This is a genomic window from Streptomyces sp. NPDC096323, from assembly GCF_040302845.1.
Classification (GTDB): Bacteria; Actinomycetota; Actinomycetes; order Streptomycetales; family Streptomycetaceae; genus Streptomyces.
Genome location: NZ_JBEOSI010000004.1, coordinates 346,206 through 362,728, shown reverse-complemented (window position 1 = coordinate 362,728; position 16,523 = coordinate 346,206). Strand labels below are relative to the sequence as shown.

The following is a 16,523-nucleotide window of genomic DNA, read 5'->3' as shown; positions in this document are numbered from 1 at the left end:
GCACGGATTCAGCGGCGGGGCCCGGTGCTCTCCACCAGACGTACGAAGGGAACCGACTCGCCGGCCCGCCGGTAGCCGGCCGTGCTCCCATCGGCCGGGAGCCCTATGAAGGCGCAGAGGCGGCGGGCGGCCCGGGGACGGCGGGGCGCGTACCGTGCCATCAGCTCTCCGCCCTCCTCGGCCGGCAGGACGTGCGCGGTCACGGCGTGGAACCTGCGCCCGGCCTGCACGGTGGCATGCGGCGTACGGAGCAGATCGAGGTACCAGTCGGCTTCCGGGCCGAGGCCGGACGCCACCGTCCAGGTCCGCCGGCCGTCCACGGTCGCGGACTCGACGACCTCGATCACCGTCCGCCGGGGAAGGCCCGTGGTGCGCCCGGTGTGCACGAGGAGCAGCAGCCGGCCCCGGAACAGCGGGCCCAGCCCCGCACGGAACATATGAACGGGCAGCCGGGCGGTGGTGCGCCGCAGTCCGGTCGGCAGGGGTGGGCGCTGGGGCTCGTGCGGGGGCGCGGATTCAGGCGTCACCGGGCCAACGTCGCACAGCCCGAAGGGGGGAGGCATGGCGTTGTGCCGGGGATTCGGTGACGGTTCGACACCTCTTTCGCGGCTCGCCCAGGGCCTCACTCCCGCCACCCGTACCGGTGAACCCGCGCTGAGACGCCCGCGCCGGGAACTATCGTCGCGGGCATGGTCGATCACGATGCCCTCAGTGTCACCCGCGAGGCCTACGACGCCGCCGCCCACACCTACGCGGAGTTGTTCGGCGACGAGTTGCGCCGGCGGCCCCTGGACCGCGCGATGCTGAGCGCCTTCGCCGAACTCGTACGCGCGAGTGGGAACGGCCAGGTCGCGGATCTGGGCTGCGGGCCCGGCCACATCACCGCTCATCTGGCCGCGTCGGGGCTTTCCGTGCGCGGCGTCGACGCGTCCTCCGCCATGATCGAGGCGGCCCGGCACGCCCATCCGGGCCTGCGGTTCGACACGGGCTCCATGGCCGCGCTGGACATCGCCGACGGGGTGCTGGGCGGCGTGCTCTCCCGGTGGTCCGTCATCCACACGCCGCCGCCGGAGCTCCCGGTGATCCTCGCGGAGTTCCACCGTGTCCTGGCCCCCGGCGGTCACCTTCTGATCGGCTTCTCCGCCAGTGAGGGGCCCTCGCACCCCACGCAGGGCTTCGATCACGCGGTCGCGCGGGCCTACCGGTGGTGGCCCGATCACCTCGCCGCGCTGCTGCGCGCGGCCGGGCTGGCCGAGGTGGCCCGGATGGTGCGCGAGCCCGAGCCCACCGACCGGCGGCAGTTCCGGGAGATCCATCTGCTCGCCCGCAAGAACTGAGGGCGCTCGCGGGGTCAGTCCGCGGACTTGGCCAGTTCCTCCTGCGGGGTGGCGGACGCGGCGGGTGCGCGCTCGGCGGGGCTGCCCACCGGGCCGTCGTTCCTGGCGCGCCACTTCCGGATCAGCTCGACCGCCGGCTGGGTCCAGCGTGCCGTGAGCGGGCCGACGATGACGAGGATGAGGACGTACGCGGTGGCGATGGGCCCGATCCGGGGCTCGGTCGCCACGGCGAGTCCGGCGATGACGATGGAGAACTCGCCGCGGGCCACGAGCGTGCCGCCCGCCCGCCAGCGCCCGCGCGATCCGATGCCCGCCCGCCGGGCCGCGTACCAGCCGGTGGCGATCTTCGTGAAGACGGTGACGACGGCCAGCAGCGCGGCCGGCAGGAGCACCGGCGGGATCTCCGCGGGATCGGTGGACAGGCCGAAGAACACGAAGAACACGGCGGCGAACAGGTCCCGCAGCGGGGTCAGCAGCTTGCGCGCCCCCTCCGCGACCTCGCCCGAGAGCGCGATGCCGACGAGGAACGCGCCGACGGCCGCCGACACCTGCAGCTGCTGGGCCACCCCGGCGACCAGGACGGTCAGCCCGAGCACGACGAGCAGCAGCATCTCCGGATTGTCGGAGGAGACGGCCCGGCTGATGAGCCGGCCGTGCCGCAGGGCGAGATAGAGCACGAAGCCGACGGTGCCGAGCGCGACGAGCAGCGCGATGCTGCCCCCGGCGAAGCCGACGCCGGCGAGCATCGCGGTGAGGAGCGGCAGGTAGACGGCCATCGACAGGTCCTCGATGACCAGCACCCCGAGGATGACGGGCGTCTCCCGGTTGCCGAGCCGGCCCAGGTCGGTCAGGACCTTGGCGATCACGCCGGACGAGGAGATCCAGGTGACTCCGGCCAGCGCCACCGCGCCCACCGGCCCCCAGCCCAGCAGCAGGGCGGCGACGGCGCCCGGGGTCGCGTTGAGGACGAAGTCCACGGCACCCGACGGGTACTGGGTCTTGAGGCTGGTGACGAGTTCGGATGCGCTGTATTCGAGCCCCAGCAGGAGGAGCAGCAGGATGACGCCGATCTCGGCGCCCACGGCGGTGAACTCCTCGCTCGCCCCCAGCGGCAGCAGCCCGCCCTCCCCGAAGGCGAGCCCGGCCAGCAGGTACAGCGGGATGGGCGAGAGCCCTACGCGGCCGGCGAGCCGGCCGATGATGCCCAGGCCCAGGATGACGGAGCCGAGCTCCACCAGCAGTGCGGTCGTGTCATGCACGGTCAGCCCTCCGCAATGATCTCGGAGAGCGTGTCGACGCCCTCCCTGGTACCGACGGCGACGAGAGTGTCCCCGATGGCGAGCCGGAAGTCCGGCCCCGGAGACGGATGCGCGCTGTGGGTCCGCAGCACCGCCACGATCGAGGCGCCGGTCCGGGTCCGCGCCCGGGTGTCCCCGAGCAGCCGGCCGCCGTACGGGGAGCGCGTCCCTAGCGGGATGTGCTCGGTGACCAGGTCGATGCCCTCGGTCCGCACGGCGTCGATCGGCGCCGCGTCGATGAGGTGGGCGAGCCCGGTGGCCTCCTGTGGGGTCAGGGGGACGGAGAGGCGGCAGGAATCGGGATCGTCCTGGTCGTAGAAGCCGAGGAACCGGCGGCCGTCGTGGTGGACGACGACGGAGATGTGCTGTCCCGACTCGGTGGTGTAGTCGTACTGCACGCCGACTCCGGGCAGCGTGGTGCGGTGGGTTCCCATGGCTTCCTCCCGAGGAGCGCGGCGCGCGCCGTGATGTTCTTGGTCAACTCTTTAGCTTCGCATTACCCTATCTGGGTGATTCTTCCGTCATTGCGTACGGGGGTCGGGCGAGCCTTTCCGTACGGACCGGGTCCGCACACACGCGTGCCCGGCCGGTGATGCGGAACCGGCCGGGCACCATGCATGGGGCGAGGGCCGGGATCAGTCGGCGATCTCGATCTTTCCGCTGGGCGCGGCCGCGTCCTGCTGGGCAGGGACGTCCGGCCGGGGGCTCGCGCCCTTGAGGTTGCGCAGCAGCGCGGCGAGGTCGACTCCCGTGGTGGAGCTGAGGAGTTCCATGCCCTGCGCGACGTTGTCCGTGACCGTGCGCGACAGCTGGCTGGCGCCGTCCGTCGAGATGACGGTCAGCTTGTCGATCGCGCTCAGCGGCTCGGCCGCCTTCGCGACGACCTGCGGGAGCACCTCGACGAGCATCTGGAGGACGGCCGCGTCGCCGTACTGCGCGAAGGCGTCGGCCTTCTTCCGCATGGCCTCGGCCTCGGCGGCTCCCCTCGCGGCGATGGCGGCGGCCTCGGACTCGCCCTCGATGCGCACGGCGTCGGCGAGTGCGGAGCGGTGCAGCTTCTCGCCCTGACCGGTCAGCCGGGAGCGCTCGGCGTCCGCCTCGGCCTCCTTGACCTGGGCGATGCGGCGGGCCTCCGCCTCCTGCTCGGCCTGGTAGCGCGCGGCGTCGGCGGGCTTGCGGACCTTGGTGTCGAGCTCACGGTCGGTCAGGGCGGCCTGGCGCTCGGCGACCTTCTCCTGCTCCTGGAGGACCTCCTGCTGACGAGCGGCCTCGGCGAGCGGGCCCGCGGCGTTCGCCCGGGCGGCGGCCGCTTCGGTCTCGGCCTTGATCTCGGCCTGCTTGAGGTTGAACGTCCGCTCGGCGATCGCGATCTCCTCGGCGGCCTTCAGCCGCGCCTGCTCGGAGGCGCGGCGGGCGTTGGCCTCGGCGATGTCCGCCTCCTGCTTGGCACGGGCGGCCTCGGGGCGGCCGAGGTCCTCCAGGTAGGAGCCCTCGGTCGTGATGTCCTGGATCTGGAAGGCGTCCAGGATCAGGCCCTGACCCGACAGGCTGGCCTCGGCCTCCTCCGCCACCTGACCGGCGAACGCGGCCCGGTCGCGGATGATGTCCTCGACCGACATCCGGCCGACGATGGCGCGCAGCGCACCGGAGAGCACTTCCTGGGTGAAGCCGACGATGCCGTCCTGCTGCCGGAGGAAACGCTGGGCGGCGGCCCGGATGGCGTCCTCGCTGCCGCCGACCTTGACGATCGCGACGCCTTCGAGGTGGGACTTCACCCCGCGCAGGGTGACGGCGCCGCGCACGGCGACGGGGATGTGCCGGCTGGACAGGTCCAGGGTGAACTTCTGCTGGACGAACGGCACGACGAAGACGCCGCCGCCGACGACGACCTTCTGGCCGCTGTTGTCGATGCTGGCCCGCCCGGTCACCGGGTCCACGGACTTCTTGCCGCGGCGGCCGGTGATGATGAACGCCTGGCTGGGCCCCGCGACCTTGTAGCGGGTGATGACGGCGAGGGCGAGCAGGAAGAGGAGTACGACGACTCCGACGATGGCGATCAGGACTGGACTCATGAGGCTGTCCCCCTCTGCCTCCCGGGACGGGGACGGCAGTTGCGTGGCGAGCGGTGGTGTGCCGGCCGGAGTGCCGGCTCAGCGTTCGACGGGACGGACCGAGACCGAGGTGGTCGAGAGCGTGGCCTCGACCCAGATCTCGGTGCCGCGCGCGACCGGTACCGGGCTCTTCGCCGCGAGCTTCACGGGCTGGCCCCCGAGGCGCAGCAGCACCTCTCCGTACCCGTCGGCCGGAATGGCCGTGACCACGGATCCGGAGGTGCCGATGAGGTCCTCGTCCCGGGGTGTGGCATGGGTCTGGTCCCGCATCAGGGCCCGGCTGAACCTGAGGGTCAGCCAGGCCGCGACCAGCCCCGCGAGCGCCCCGGCCGCCGTGGCGGCGATGGGGCCGGCGCCCGTCGTGCCGAGCACGATGGCGCCGCCGAATCCGAGCATCGAGAGGAAGCCGGCCACCACCGGAAGGGAGACCAGCCCGCCGAAGAGACCTTCCAGCAGGCCCCCGAAGAGTCCTTCGAGGATTCCGTCGAAGATCAGTGACAGGGCGAGAAGTGCGACCCCCGCAATGCCGAGACCGAGAAACAAGGTCACGTGATCGCCCCTCCCCGGCTGCGGAACCCCCCGAACATTTCCGTCGAACTGGCTGGATGATCCCATACATACCCGCGCGGAGACACTGCCGGGATCCGGCAGTCTTCTAGTCTTTGCCGATGCCGGAGAGGTGGCCCGCCAGGGTGTCCAGCGACTGGAAGGTGGCCCCGAGCAGCGCCACGTGCTTCCAGCGCAGCACTCCTTCGGCGTCGACCAGGAACACCGCGCGCCGCACCCCGATCCCGGGCGCCGCCACCCCGAACGCGCGGGCCGTCGCGCGGCCCGGGTCCGCCAGCAGCGGCATGCGCAGCCCATGCCCGCGGGCGAACGCCTCGTGGCTGTCCACATCCTGTGGACTGATTCCCCAGACCTCGGCGTCGAGCCCCTCGAAGGTCTCCATGCCGGAGGAGTACGAGCAGAGTTGCCGGGTGCACACGGCGGTGTTGTCGCCCGGGTAGAAGGCGAGGACGAGGGCCCGGCCGCGCGCGGCGGAGAGCGTGTAGTCGCGGCGTTCGAAGGAGTCCTCGTCCAGAACGCCTCCCGCGAGCGTGAAGTCCGGGACAGGCTGACCGAGTTGGAGTGTCGCTCCCATGCGGTGTCCTTAGGTGTACGGAAGTTGAGTGCGGCGCCGCTGCGTGAGGGCGCCACCCGTGCTCCGTACAGCATGCTTGGTCCCGTCCGCAGTGTTCACCCCGGATCAGCCGTGGGCGTCCGGCTCCGTAAGGAACAGGCCGAGCACCAGGGCGAGGACCGGGATCGCGCACAGGATCGTGAACACGCCCTGCGGGCCGTACGCCTGGGCCGCGGCGCCGAGCGCGGGCGCGATCAGGCCCCCGATGCTGACGGCGAGGCCGAGCGTGACGCCCGCCGCGGTGCCGGGGCGGCCCGGCAGGTAGTCCTGGCCGAGCTTGACCAGGACGGCGAACGGGATGTTCAGGGCGAGGCCCGACAGGATCGCGAAGAGCAGCGGCAGGACCGTGCCCGGGGTCAGCCGCAGGGCGATCAGCGCCGGTACGGTCATCAGGCCGCCGAGCTGGACCGTACGGACCATGCCGATCCGGTCGGCGATCCGGCCGCCGAGCAGCGTCCCGGCCACCCCGCCGACGAGGAAGCAGGCGAGCGCCACGCCGGCGAGCCCCCGGCCGGAGTGCAGATGGCGGATCCAGAACAGCTCGATGAACGTGATCGCGCCGAAGAACGCCACCGACCGCACCACTTCGATGCCGGTGAGCACGAGGAAGGGCCGCCACCGGTCCCGCCCCGCCCGCGCTGCCGTGCGCACCGCGGTCGCGGCGGGGCGGTGCCGGAGGAGGACGAACGCCATCAGGACGGCCGGCGGGATGAAGAGCGCCGTCGCGCCGACCCCCATCGCGACGAGGGCCGGAGTGGCCAGTACGGGAGCGAGGAAGAAGCCCACGCTGCCGCCCGCGGCGAAGACGCTCATCGCGGACGCGCTGTCCCCGGCCGCCTCGCGGGCCGCTTTGCCGGCCGCCGGATGGAACATCGCCACGCCCAGGCCGGACAGCAGGATGAGCAGCCAGACCGCGGCGTACGGCCTGACCAGCCCGGACAGGCCCAGGCCGATCCCGGCGACGGCCAGTCCGGCCGGGGCGAGCCGGCTCAGCCGGTAGCGGTCCACGGCGACGCCGATGAAGGGCTGCGGGACCGAACTGCCCAGCGCCGCCGCGAGGGTGAGCCCCGAGGCGGCCACATAGCTGTAGCCGCGGTCCAGTACGAAGTACGGGACACAGGCGGGGACGAGCCCCTGGTACAGGTCGTCCACGGCGTGCGCCACGCCCCACATCCGCATCCGCCGCCACGCGGAGGCGGGGGGCGGCTGCGGATGTGGGGCGTCCGGGGGCGAGGTCTCGGCGTCGGGGGGCTGGGGCGAGGTGTCGGGGGACGACGGGATCGGTCGGGACGTCGGGCCGGTCATGAGGGCTCCTTCCGGGGTCCCTTCGAGGATTCCGGCCGCGGGGATCAGCGGGCTAGCGATATTCTGCCGATCTATGTCGACAACCTGCCGCGTGCTCCACGGCCCGGCCCGGGTGCCGCTCGCGCACCGGGAGCGCATCGAGCGCCACCATCACCTGGAGCACCAGCTCGTGTGCCCGTCCCGCGGGGTGCTGGAGGTGTCCACGCCGCTCGGGGTGTGGGCCGTGCCGCCGCACCGGGCGGTGTGGATCCCGGCCGGTGTGGTCCACGCCCATCTGGCCTTCGGGCCCACGGAGGTACGGGCGCTCTCCTTCGGTCCGCGGGACAACCCGCTGCGGCTGGACCGGCCGACCGTGCTGGCCGTCACCCCGCTGCTGCGCGAGGTCGTGGCCTGTCTGACGGACGACACGGAGCTGAGGGGGGACGCGCGGCAGCGGCGGAATCTGGAGCGGGTCGCGCTCGACCAGCTGCGCCGGGTGGAGCCGCTGGCGGTCTGTCTGCCGTCACCGGCCGACGCCCGGCTGCGGGACATCGCCCGGATCCTGCGGGACGACCCGGCGGACGGGCGGACCCTCACCGAGCTGGGCGCCGCAGTCGGCTCGGCGTCCCGCACCCTGTCCAGGCTGTTCCGCGCCGAGACCGGGATGTCGTTCCCGCAGTGGCGCACCCAGCTGCGGTTGCACCACGCGCTGACACTGCTGGCGTCGGGCGGCTCGGTCACCGCGGTCGCGGTGGCGTGCGGCTACAGCGGGCCGAGCGCGTTCATCCAGTCGTTCCGGCACGCATTCGGCACCACGCCCGGCTCCTATGCGGCGGGCTCCTACGCGGCGGGCTCCCACGCCGCAGACTCCTACGCGGCGGGTGGGACCGGCGCGGCGTAGTAGGCCAGGAACATGTCCACCCCATGGGTGATCAGCCGGTCGGTGGCGCCGTCGTCGATCGTCGTGCCGTAGGAGCCGAAGACCAGGTGCGGGAAGACCAGTAGCGCGTACAGCTGGATGATCGCCGTCTCCAGGTCGGGGACGACCAGCCGGCCGCGCCCGGCCAGTTCGCGCAGGGCTTCGGCGACGGCGGGGTGGTGGCCCTCGGGGCCGTGGCCCTGCCAGGCCTGCGCGATCTCCGGGAAGCGGTGCAGCTCGGCGGCCACCAGATTGCGCAGGGCTATGACATCGGCGTTGCCGCGGACGGCCGCGACCCAGGTCCTGGCCGCGTCGATGAAGGCGGCCCGCAGATCGGGGGCGTCGGCGAGGGCGGCGAGCGCTGTCGCCGACGCCCCGTCGAGCGGCTCGTCGAGTGCCGCGGCGACCACGGCGGTGAACAGTGCTTCCTTGCTGCCGAAGTGGTTGTAGACGGTCACCTTCGAGACGCCCGCCCCGGCGGCGATGGCATCCATGCCGACGCCGAATCCGGCCTGCAGGAACGCCTCGCGGGCCGCCTTCAGGATGGCCCGCCGCTTGGCCTCGGCGCGCGGTCCTGCGGGGCGGGGCTTGATGTCCATGACTCGATGCTAACAGCGAGCTGAACTGAACGGTTGAGTTCATTTGTACTGGCCCGTACAGTTCAGTTCATGACCCACGACACCTCTCCGAAAGCCACCGCGCCTGCCCACGGGCCCGGCCCCCACACTCACCCGGCCGCAGTCCGCCGCCCCGGCGCGATGCTCGCGGTCATCTGCGCGGCCCAGTTCATGCTGGTCCTCGACGTCACCGTGGTGAACGTCGCGCTGCCCGACATGGCCGCCGACCTCCACCTCAGCCGCACCGCGCTGACCTGGGTGGTCACCGCGTACACCCTCTGCTTCGGCGGGCTGATGCTGCTCGGCGGACGCCTCGCCGACGCTCTCGGCGCCCGGCGCACCCTCCTCGCCGGTCTGACCGTCTTCACCGCGGCCTCACTGGTCTCCGGGCTCGCCGGCAGCGCCCCGGTCCTGATCGGCGGACGCGTCGCGCAGGGCGTGGGGGCCGCGCTGTTGTCCCCGGCGGCCCTGTCGCTCGTCACCACCTCGTTCCACGGCGCCGCCCGCAACAAGGCGCTCGGGGTGTGGGCCGCGATCGGTGGCACCGGTTCGGCGATCGGGGTGCTGGCGGGCGGTGCGCTGACCGGCGGACCCGGGTGGAGCTGGGTCTTCTACGTCAACGTGCCCGTCGGCCTTGCCCTGCTGGGCGCCGTCCCCGTCCTCGTACCACCGCGCGCGCCGCAGCCGTCGGCCGGCCGGCTCGACGTTCCCGGGGCGGTGCTCGTCACGGGCGGTACCGGCGCGCTGATCTACGGACTGGTCAAGGCGGGCGACGGCGGCTGGAGCGCCCCCGCCGCGCTGCTCCCGCTCATCGGTGCCGTCGTGCTGTACGCGGGGTTCGCGGCGGTGGAGCGGGCGGCCCGGGAGCCACTGATGGACCTGCGGATGTTCACCCGCCGCCCGGTGCTCGCCGGGGCGTTCCTGATGCTGATCGCCACCGGGCTGCTGATCGCGTTCTTCTTCCTCGGTTCGGTCTACCTCCAGCACGTCCGCGGCTTCGGGGCGCTGCGCACCGGGCTCTTCTTCCTGCCGGTGGCGGTGGCCGTGGGCGCCGGCGCGCACCTGGGCTCGCGGCTCGTCACGTCGGTGGGCAGCCGGGCCACCGCGGTCGGCGGAATGGTGATCGCCACCGCCGGCTGCGTCCCGCCGGCCCGGATCGGTGCGGACAGCAGTGTGTACGGGGTGCTGCTGCCGGGTCTCGCGGTGGCCGCCTTCGGCCTCGGGGCGGTGTTCGTCACCGCCACGACGACCGCACTGGGCATGGTCGCGCACGAGGAGGCGGGGCTGGCTTCGGGGGTGGTCAACACCTTCCACGAGGTGGGCGGTTCGATCGGTGTCGCGGTCGTGTCCACCGTGGCCGCTGCGGGAATCGGCGGCGCCCCGGGCACGGTGACCGGCTTCGCGGACGCCTTCCTCGTGTGCGCGGTGGCGGCGGGCGGCTGCGCCGTGGTGTCCGCGGTGCTGGTGCCCCGGGGGCAGCCGGAGATGGGGGGCGCGATGCCGGTGCACTGAGGCCGGCCGGCGCGGGCGGCGCAGGGGCGACGGGACGGATCCGGGGCGTTGTCAGTGGCGGGTGCGACGATCGGACCATGAAGCCGTTGCTCCTCGCCGGCATCGAGGCCGCCGTCCGCAGCAGTTGGGGCGTCGACACCACGACGCCCGAGTACCGCCCGCACTGGACCCCGGACAATCCGGCCCGCGACCAGTGCGGGGTCACCGCCCTGGTCGTGCACGACCTGCTGGGCGGCGAGCTCATACGCGGCGAGGTGCATGTCGACGGCGTGCGCACTGACTACCACTGGTGGAACCGGCTCGGACCCGGGACGGATATCGACCTGACGCGCGAGCAGTTCGCCCCCGAGGAGATCGTCTCGGGCGGCACGGTGATTTCCCGCCCGCCGCAGATAGCCCGCCTGCGGGAGGAGTACGAGTTGCTGCGCGGACGGGTCCTGGAGCGCCGGCACGCTCCCGCGTAACAGGGCCCGGGCGGTCAGTCACCCAAGTTCGAGGCTGGTGATGCCGAACAGCCCGGTGTGATCGATGTCCGGCGCCGGCCCGGTGTACATGCGGGCCGTCTCGAACGACGGGGTGAGCCCCAGCTCCTCGGCCAGCCCTGCCGCCGCCGGATTCACGTCGGGTACGTCGACGGCGACGGGCGCGGAGGGATCGGTGGCCGCCAGCGCGCTCACCAGGGCCCGGGCGATCTCCGGCGTGGCCGCGTACAGCGGGCCGATGCGCGAGGACGTGCGGCAGGCGCGCAGCACGGCGAGGCCCCGCACCTCGCCCTCGGAGAGCGCGACCAGCGCGGTGCGCCCCGGCGTGGTGGTCCAGGCCGCGAGGAAGCTGTCCCGCGGTGCCGGGAAGAACCGGCGGTCGTACGCCGTGACCTGGCCGAACGGCAGCGTGCGGGCGTCCACCAGCGTCACGCCGGCCGGCGGCGCGATGTCCACCGGTGCGAGCCCCTCGTACCTCAGGTTCGTCCAGGCCGGAAGGAAGCCGGACTTGCGGTAGTTGGGCTGCTGCTCGACCACTCCGTCGAGGCCGGTGTTCCGCCCGGCCAGCCGGGCCGTCCCGGTGGCCCAGAGCCGGCTCCCGTACCCCTGGCCCCGCAGCTCCGGGCGGGTCAGGTAGAAGCCCAGAAAACCGAAGTCGGAACCGTAACGCACCACGGAGACACAGGAGGCGGGCACACCGTCGAGCCGGCCGATCAGGAAGCCGCACGGATCGGCGGCGAAGAACGCCTGACCGTCGGTCAGCCCGGGGTTCCAGCCCTCTGCGTGGGCCCAGTCCGCCATCATCCTGATGTCGTCCGCGCTTGCTGTGGTGATCTCGAAAGTCGGCACGCCCCCACCATGGACCCCGCGCGCGGCCTGTTCAACGATGCCGGGCCACGTGGACCGTTCACGGACGCCCGGCCCTCGGCTCACCCCAGCAGGAAGGCGCCCGCCGTCGCCGCACCCAGCGCCGTCCCGGCCGTCACCTGGCCCACCGTGTGGTAACCGAGCGCGACCCGTGACCAGCACACGGCGGCCGTCATCGCGTACCCGAACAGCCACCACGGCGAGTGCACCGCGGCGAGCAGCGCGACCACGGCCGAGGCGACCGAGGCGTCCACCGAGATCTTCCAGACCGTGTTGACGGCCAGCAGGACGACGGTCATCGCCCAGAGCCCGAGCATCGCGGTCAGGATGCCGGAGGGGGCGCCGCCCAGCACCATGACCGCCGAACCGGTGCCGATGGAGCCGAGGATGACGAAGAAGATCGGGGCCCGCTTGGTCCGGTCGACGACATGACGGTCGCCCCAGGTGCCGCGACCGCGCTCCCACTCGATGTATCCGGCCGGGACGAGCCCGGCGCACAGGGCGCCGAGGAAACCCCAGAGCAGCCCGGTCCAGTGGCCGGCCGCCGCCAGCCCGATGGCGAGCATGCCGGCCAACAGGAGGTTGCGGGGCTGGAGGACGTCGGTCACGGTGCGCGCGGGGGACGACGTGGTGGACGACGTCCCGGCGTTGTGCGTGGTGCTCATGCCCGCTGCTCCTGCTCCCGATCCCGTTGTTGTTCCCGGTCCTCGACCGCTGCGGCGGATGCGAGGACCTGCCGGGCACGCTCCGGCGTGACCGCGCGGAAGGCCGCCGCCACCCGGACCAGCCAGGCGACCTCGCCGTCCTGGTCGGTGGCGTGCTGGGTGCCGACGGCGGCCGCGGCGCCCGCCGGTGCCCCGGCGCTCCGGGCCGAGAGCGCCGCCTTGATCCAGTAGGCGTCGGCCAGCGGCCCGGCCTGCTCACGGTCGGCGTTCCCGTCCGCCGCGGCGGCCTCGGCGGCCGGCAGCAGCGCGTCCGGCACGTAGTGACGCAGTTTCTCGACCGCGTCGGCGATGTCCGCGGCCCACCGGTCGACGCGCAGGTCGGCCGGGGTGCCGAAGCGGGTCAGCTCGCGCAGCAGCGGCGCCGGAGGGTCGAAGGGCTGGTCGGGGAATGCTGCCATCAGCTCGTACCAGAGCGCGTGCAGCTTCACCTGGGCGCGCCAGAGCTTCGCCCGGCGGCGGACGCTGCTCAGCGCGGGGATGGAGGCGCCGATGGCGAAGAAGGCGAACAGCGCCACCTGCGCGGCCTCGGTGACCTCGTCGAACTTCAGGGCGAAGGCCTCGCCGGGCTGGTCGATGACGCTGACCCAGAGGAACAGCGTCCGGCTGACGGTGTAGGCGACGCCGATGAACATCGCGAACGTCATCATCCCGAGGCCCACCCGCAGATGGCGCAGCCCGGCGCCGGCGGTGGCGAGGGCCCACTGGTAGGCGCAGACGGCGGAGGCGGCGCCGAGATAGAGGTAGAACACGCTCATGTAGAGCGTCGCCCCCCACTGCCCGGCGTGGTCGGCGACGAAGCGGTCCGAGGGCGTGGACCGGTCGACCACGGTGAAGAACAGCACCGTCAGCAGCACGAGCGTGGCAACGGACGCCTTCGCGGCGACCTGCTGGATCGAGCGCGCGAACCGTACGTGGCGCGGCACGTCCCCGGCATCGGCGTACTGGCCGTAGATCGCGACGATGTAGCTGAGAATGGCCAGAATCGCGACGGTCGCCGTGTAGTGCTTGATCAGTACCGAGAGGTCGGTGACCGGGCTGTCGTTGAGCCCGATGCGCACGGCTCGGGTCTTGGTCCACAGCGCGGCGGCGAATCCCGCATAACAGCCCCACAGTGCCCGGCGGCGCCGGTCCTCCTCGTCGCCCCACAGGGCGGCCGGCATGCGCCACAGGGCGACGGCTGTCATCAGGCCGGCTATCAGATAGCCGGCGACGTCGAGCGGGGTCACGGCAGAAGTCCTTGTGGTGGGGGGACGGGGGGCGAGGGCGGGGGAACGGGGGTAGCGGCGCTACGTACGGCGGAACAGGCCGCGGCGGCGGTGGGCGACCGGGCGCGAGAGCGAGTTGGCGAGGCGCCCCACCATGTCATCGCTCGTCACGTCCCTCGCCATACGGGGGATGAGCGAGGCACCCAATTCGGCCATGCGTTCGTCATGGGTGTCGTACTGGGCGCGGGCCTGCACGGCGTCCGGGCTGTCCAGCGCGTCCGGGCCGACGACCCGGGCGATCAGAGAGGTGTCGAAGACGGGCAGCAGCCGCCGCAACTGCTCCGCGTCCAGCGAGGTGCCGTGGTCGAACCACTCGTGGCACAGCTCATGGAGGATGACGTGCTGGGTCTGGTAGGCGGTGGGGCGCCGGCGGTAGAGCACGAAGCTGGTCCCACCGGTCTTCAGCCGCAAGCCGCAGGCCGCGTTGACGCGGGCCAGCCGGTCGGGCATCTCGTGCAGCACGATGGTGCGGCCGCGGGCCGCCTCCATGTTCGCCACCAGCCCCTCGACGGTGAAGGGGGAGGGGAGCGGGAGGCCGGCGAGCCCGTCCTCGCACTCCTTCCGCAGTTCGCGCATGGACACCGCGCTAGCTCCGTGGTCCGCCGTCGGCGGGCGGCTGCCGGTCCTTCGCGTCCTGGAGCAGGGCGAGCGCGAACTGCAGCAGCTCCGGCGGCAGTCCGTCCTCGTCCAGTCCCCGCCCGGCCAGCCCGCTGATCTCGCCGGTACGGCGCTTGGCCAGGAACTGCAGTCCGGCGACGACGTCGTCGACGACTTCGGACTCCGCCTTGAAGAAGCGCCAGTCCACCCCGAAGCCGAGGCCGAGCGCCTTGAGAATGTCCTCGGACGGCTGGGTGACCTTGCCGGCCAGGATGTTGGAGAAGTAGCTGTGGGAGAGGGACCCGCCGCGCTCCTTGACCAGGTCGGCGAAGACACGGCCCGATATCTTGCGGCCGGGGAAGGTCTTCTCGACCATGTACTCGACCTTCTGCCGCAGCGTTCGCAGCTCCGGCGCGCGTTCTTCGCCGCTGTCCATCCGGCCCCCACGTGTCCGTCCACCGCACGGGTGTCTGTCCGGCTCCGCGCGGTGCTCGATTCGGTCAACGGGCTCGTACTGTAACGAACCCCGACGCGGCCTCTGCCGCCCGGGAGGCCCGGTGGCATGCCGTAAAGGGATGAAGAGGAGCATCTCGCTCCGGTCTGCGGAGCGGGCTTGCGCAAACACTCTACGTCACTGTTAACTCGAAAAAACATGGGCAGGGGACCACGAGGGGAGTCCCTTGCCCATGAAGACGTCTGCGCGGTAACGGCTTCGCGTGCGAGAGCCGGGCGCACATGGGTGTAGCCCTTCACGACGGGGGATGCGTGAAGGGCTACACCCGCATTATGGCCCCTGGTCAGACAGTCATCAACTGACCGGTCGGTCAGTGTTCTTGGTGAGCCCCGTCGGGCCCTGCCGCAGGACATCGCCGGTCCCCGTGGGGGGCCAGGGCGTCAGGTTCGGCCTGGCGTCCGGCGACGGGCCGCAGGCGGCGGAACCGGGCCGGACCAGATAAATTCCCCTGCCCGACCCGGGAAATCTATCGCGGCTATGCTAGAGACGATGGCTCGCACAATGAGATCTCCTCTTTCGGTCAACGAAGTCAGCGACACGCGGCAGGTGCACATGCCCCCCGAAACCCCTCCGCATGCCACTGCCCGCCTCGATGACGACGACTACCCCGCCTACACCATGGGGCGCGCCGCGGAGATGATCGGCGCCACGCCCGGATTCCTCCGCGCCATCGGTGATGCGCGGCTGATCACCCCGCTGCGGTCGGAGGGCGGTCACCGCCGCTACTCCCGCTATCAGCTGCGCATCGCGGCCCGCGCCCGTGAACTCGTCGACAGCGGAACGCCGATCGAGGCCGCGTGCCGCATCGTGATCCTGGAGGACCAGCTCGAAGAGGCGCTCCGGCTGAACGAGGAGCTGCGTCGGCCCACCCCGGGCCGGGGCACGGCCTGAGCGGGCGGCGCGGCCCGGGAGCAGGCGGCGGTGGCCTGAGCGGCGGCGGTGGCCTGAGCGGGCGGCGCCGGCGTGGGGGGCGGCGCGCGGCATGGCTGGTGCGTGGCGCGTGGTGCGCGGTGGTGCGTGCGGGGCCATGGCCTGCCTGCTGCGGGCGTCACGGGTGCCGTAGCACGGAGCGACGAATATCTATAGCCGCAAGCATAGAATTTTATGCAATGGCCGGTGAAGGTTTATGACGCGCCGGGTGGAGCGCAATTAGTTGCCGCCCCTGCTCGCATTCATTGTGCTACTGTAGATCTCAGTTGCAGTTGTGGTTCCCAAAGACTCCAAGTGCTCTCCTCGGCTAAATGGGCCGATGGGTGCACTTTTGTATTATCCGGCTCATTATCCGGATGGGGTAATCATCGCGGCGACGCGGAACTCGCACAGTGCGAGTCCCCGGGCTCTGCCCCAGAAGGAGATAAAACATGGCTACTGGCACCGTCAAGTGGTTCAACGCGGAAAAGGGCTTCGGCTTCATCGAGCAGGATGGTGGCGGCGCTGACGTCTTCGCCCACTACTCGAACATCGCCGCCAGCGGCTTCCGTGAGCTGCAGGAGGGCCAGAAGGTGAACTTCGACGTCACGCAGGGCCAGAAGGGCCCGCAGGCGGAGAACATCACCCCCGCGTGAATCTGATGACACCGGCGCTCACGCGCTGAGTGCGCATCCACAGCTGGGGCCCGCACCTTGGGTGCGGGCCCCAGCTCGTTGCTTTTCCCGGGTCCGCCCCCGTGCACGCCGTGCCGGTACCACCGCACGAGCCGCCGGGGAAGACAGAGGACCCGACCCACGCTCTTCACCTTGCGGCGGACGATCCGCCATGGCTCCCGGACCACCGGTCCGCCGGAGCCCCCTGACGAGACACGCAGGCCCGCATCCC

The 16,523-nt window shown here is 72.0% G+C and carries 19 protein-coding genes; 6 read left to right on the top strand and 13 right to left on the bottom strand.

What is annotated here, in order from left to right; all coding sequences use genetic code 11:
* Positions 1–8 precede the first annotated feature (8 nt).
* The gene (locus ABTX18_RS12995; RefSeq protein ID WP_352122784.1) at positions 9–527 is read right to left on the bottom strand and encodes a nitroreductase family deazaflavin-dependent oxidoreductase; all 519 of its coding nucleotides are present in this window, start codon (positions 525–527) and stop codon (positions 9–11) included.
* Between the two features lie 162 nt (positions 528–689).
* On the opposite strand from ABTX18_RS12995, the gene ABTX18_RS12990 reads away from it, so the two are divergent.
* Positions 690–1,337, top strand: coding sequence for a class I SAM-dependent methyltransferase (locus ABTX18_RS12990; RefSeq protein WP_352122783.1), 648 nt, complete (start codon positions 690–692; stop codon positions 1,335–1,337).
* A gap of 14 nt (positions 1,338–1,351) precedes the next feature.
* Here the strand turns inward: ABTX18_RS12990 and ABTX18_RS12985 are convergent, their stop codons facing one another.
* From ABTX18_RS12985 to ABTX18_RS12960, 6 genes are all read right to left on the bottom strand, one after another.
* The gene (locus tag ABTX18_RS12985; RefSeq protein WP_352122782.1) at positions 1,352–2,596 is read right to left on the bottom strand and encodes a cation:proton antiporter; all 1,245 of its coding nucleotides are present in this window, start codon (positions 2,594–2,596) and stop codon (positions 1,352–1,354) included.
* Between the two features lie 2 nt (positions 2,597–2,598).
* Complete coding sequence (locus tag ABTX18_RS12980; protein WP_352122781.1) at positions 2,599–3,069, bottom strand: cation:proton antiporter regulatory subunit; 471 nt, start codon at positions 3,067–3,069, stop codon at positions 2,599–2,601.
* 201 nt (positions 3,070–3,270) lie between these two features.
* Positions 3,271–4,707, bottom strand: a complete 1,437-nt coding sequence (locus tag ABTX18_RS12975; protein ID WP_352122780.1) for a flotillin family protein — start codon at positions 4,705–4,707, stop codon at positions 3,271–3,273.
* Between the two features lie 78 nt (positions 4,708–4,785).
* The gene (locus tag ABTX18_RS12970) at positions 4,786–5,295 is read right to left on the bottom strand and encodes an NfeD C-terminal domain-containing protein (RefSeq protein ID WP_352122779.1); all 510 of its coding nucleotides are present in this window, start codon (positions 5,293–5,295) and stop codon (positions 4,786–4,788) included.
* A gap of 106 nt (positions 5,296–5,401) precedes the next feature.
* On the bottom strand, positions 5,402–5,887 hold the full coding sequence (locus ABTX18_RS12965) for a peroxiredoxin (RefSeq protein ID WP_352122778.1): 486 nt from the start codon (positions 5,885–5,887) through the stop codon (positions 5,402–5,404).
* A gap of 105 nt (positions 5,888–5,992) precedes the next feature.
* Positions 5,993–7,099, bottom strand: coding sequence for an MFS transporter (locus ABTX18_RS12960; RefSeq protein ID WP_503061146.1), 1,107 nt, complete (start codon positions 7,097–7,099; stop codon positions 5,993–5,995).
* A gap of 205 nt (positions 7,100–7,304) precedes the next feature.
* Here ABTX18_RS12960 and ABTX18_RS12955 point away from each other — a divergent pair, with 205 nt between their 5' ends.
* Positions 7,305–8,111, top strand: a complete 807-nt coding sequence (locus ABTX18_RS12955) for an AraC family transcriptional regulator (protein ID WP_352122776.1) — start codon at positions 7,305–7,307, stop codon at positions 8,109–8,111.
* Here the strand turns inward: ABTX18_RS12955 and ABTX18_RS12950 are convergent.
* On the bottom strand, positions 8,081–8,728 hold the full coding sequence (locus tag ABTX18_RS12950) for a TetR/AcrR family transcriptional regulator (protein WP_352122775.1): 648 nt from the start codon (positions 8,726–8,728) through the stop codon (positions 8,081–8,083). The genes ABTX18_RS12955 and ABTX18_RS12950 overlap by 31 nt on opposite strands.
* Before the next feature lie 69 nt (positions 8,729–8,797).
* Between ABTX18_RS12950 and ABTX18_RS12945 the strand changes: the two genes are divergently transcribed.
* Positions 8,798–10,258 carry an MFS transporter gene (locus ABTX18_RS12945; RefSeq protein WP_503061136.1) on the top strand — a complete coding sequence of 487 codons (1,461 nt, stop codon included), beginning with the start codon at positions 8,798–8,800 and terminating at the stop codon, positions 10,256–10,258.
* Between the two features lie 77 nt (positions 10,259–10,335).
* A complete protein-coding gene (locus ABTX18_RS12940; RefSeq protein WP_352122774.1) occupies positions 10,336–10,722 on the top strand; it encodes a YunG family protein in 387 nt (128 codons plus the stop codon).
* A gap of 18 nt (positions 10,723–10,740) precedes the next feature.
* Here ABTX18_RS12940 and ABTX18_RS12935 read toward each other — a convergent pair whose 3' ends face one another.
* From ABTX18_RS12935 to ABTX18_RS12915, 5 genes are all read right to left on the bottom strand, one after another.
* Positions 10,741–11,589: a GNAT family N-acetyltransferase gene (locus tag ABTX18_RS12935; protein ID WP_352122773.1), complete on the bottom strand. Its 849-nt coding sequence runs from the start codon at positions 11,587–11,589 to the stop codon at positions 10,741–10,743.
* A gap of 80 nt (positions 11,590–11,669) precedes the next feature.
* Complete coding sequence (locus tag ABTX18_RS12930) at positions 11,670–12,272, bottom strand: hypothetical protein (protein WP_352122772.1); 603 nt, start codon at positions 12,270–12,272, stop codon at positions 11,670–11,672.
* Complete coding sequence (locus ABTX18_RS12925; protein WP_352122771.1) at positions 12,269–13,558, bottom strand: MAB_1171c family putative transporter; 1,290 nt, start codon at positions 13,556–13,558, stop codon at positions 12,269–12,271. Before ABTX18_RS12925 ends, ABTX18_RS12930 begins: the two co-directional genes overlap by 4 nt.
* Before the next feature lie 60 nt (positions 13,559–13,618).
* Positions 13,619–14,179: a toxin gene (locus ABTX18_RS12920; protein WP_352122770.1), complete on the bottom strand. Its 561-nt coding sequence runs from the start codon at positions 14,177–14,179 to the stop codon at positions 13,619–13,621.
* Positions 14,180–14,183: 4 nt separating this feature from the next.
* Positions 14,184–14,630 carry a hypothetical protein gene (locus tag ABTX18_RS12915; protein ID WP_352122769.1) on the bottom strand — a complete coding sequence of 149 codons (447 nt, stop codon included), beginning with the start codon at positions 14,628–14,630 and terminating at the stop codon, positions 14,184–14,186.
* 630 nt (positions 14,631–15,260) lie between these two features.
* On the opposite strand from ABTX18_RS12915, the gene ABTX18_RS12910 reads away from it, so the two are divergent.
* Entirely contained in the window at positions 15,261–15,599 is a 339-nt protein-coding gene (locus ABTX18_RS12910; RefSeq protein WP_352123085.1) for a MerR family transcriptional regulator, read from the top strand.
* A gap of 470 nt (positions 15,600–16,069) precedes the next feature.
* Positions 16,070–16,273 carry a cold-shock protein gene (locus tag ABTX18_RS12905; RefSeq protein ID WP_015609674.1) on the top strand — a complete coding sequence of 68 codons (204 nt, stop codon included), beginning with the start codon at positions 16,070–16,072 and terminating at the stop codon, positions 16,271–16,273.
* Positions 16,274–16,523 lie beyond the last annotated feature (250 nt).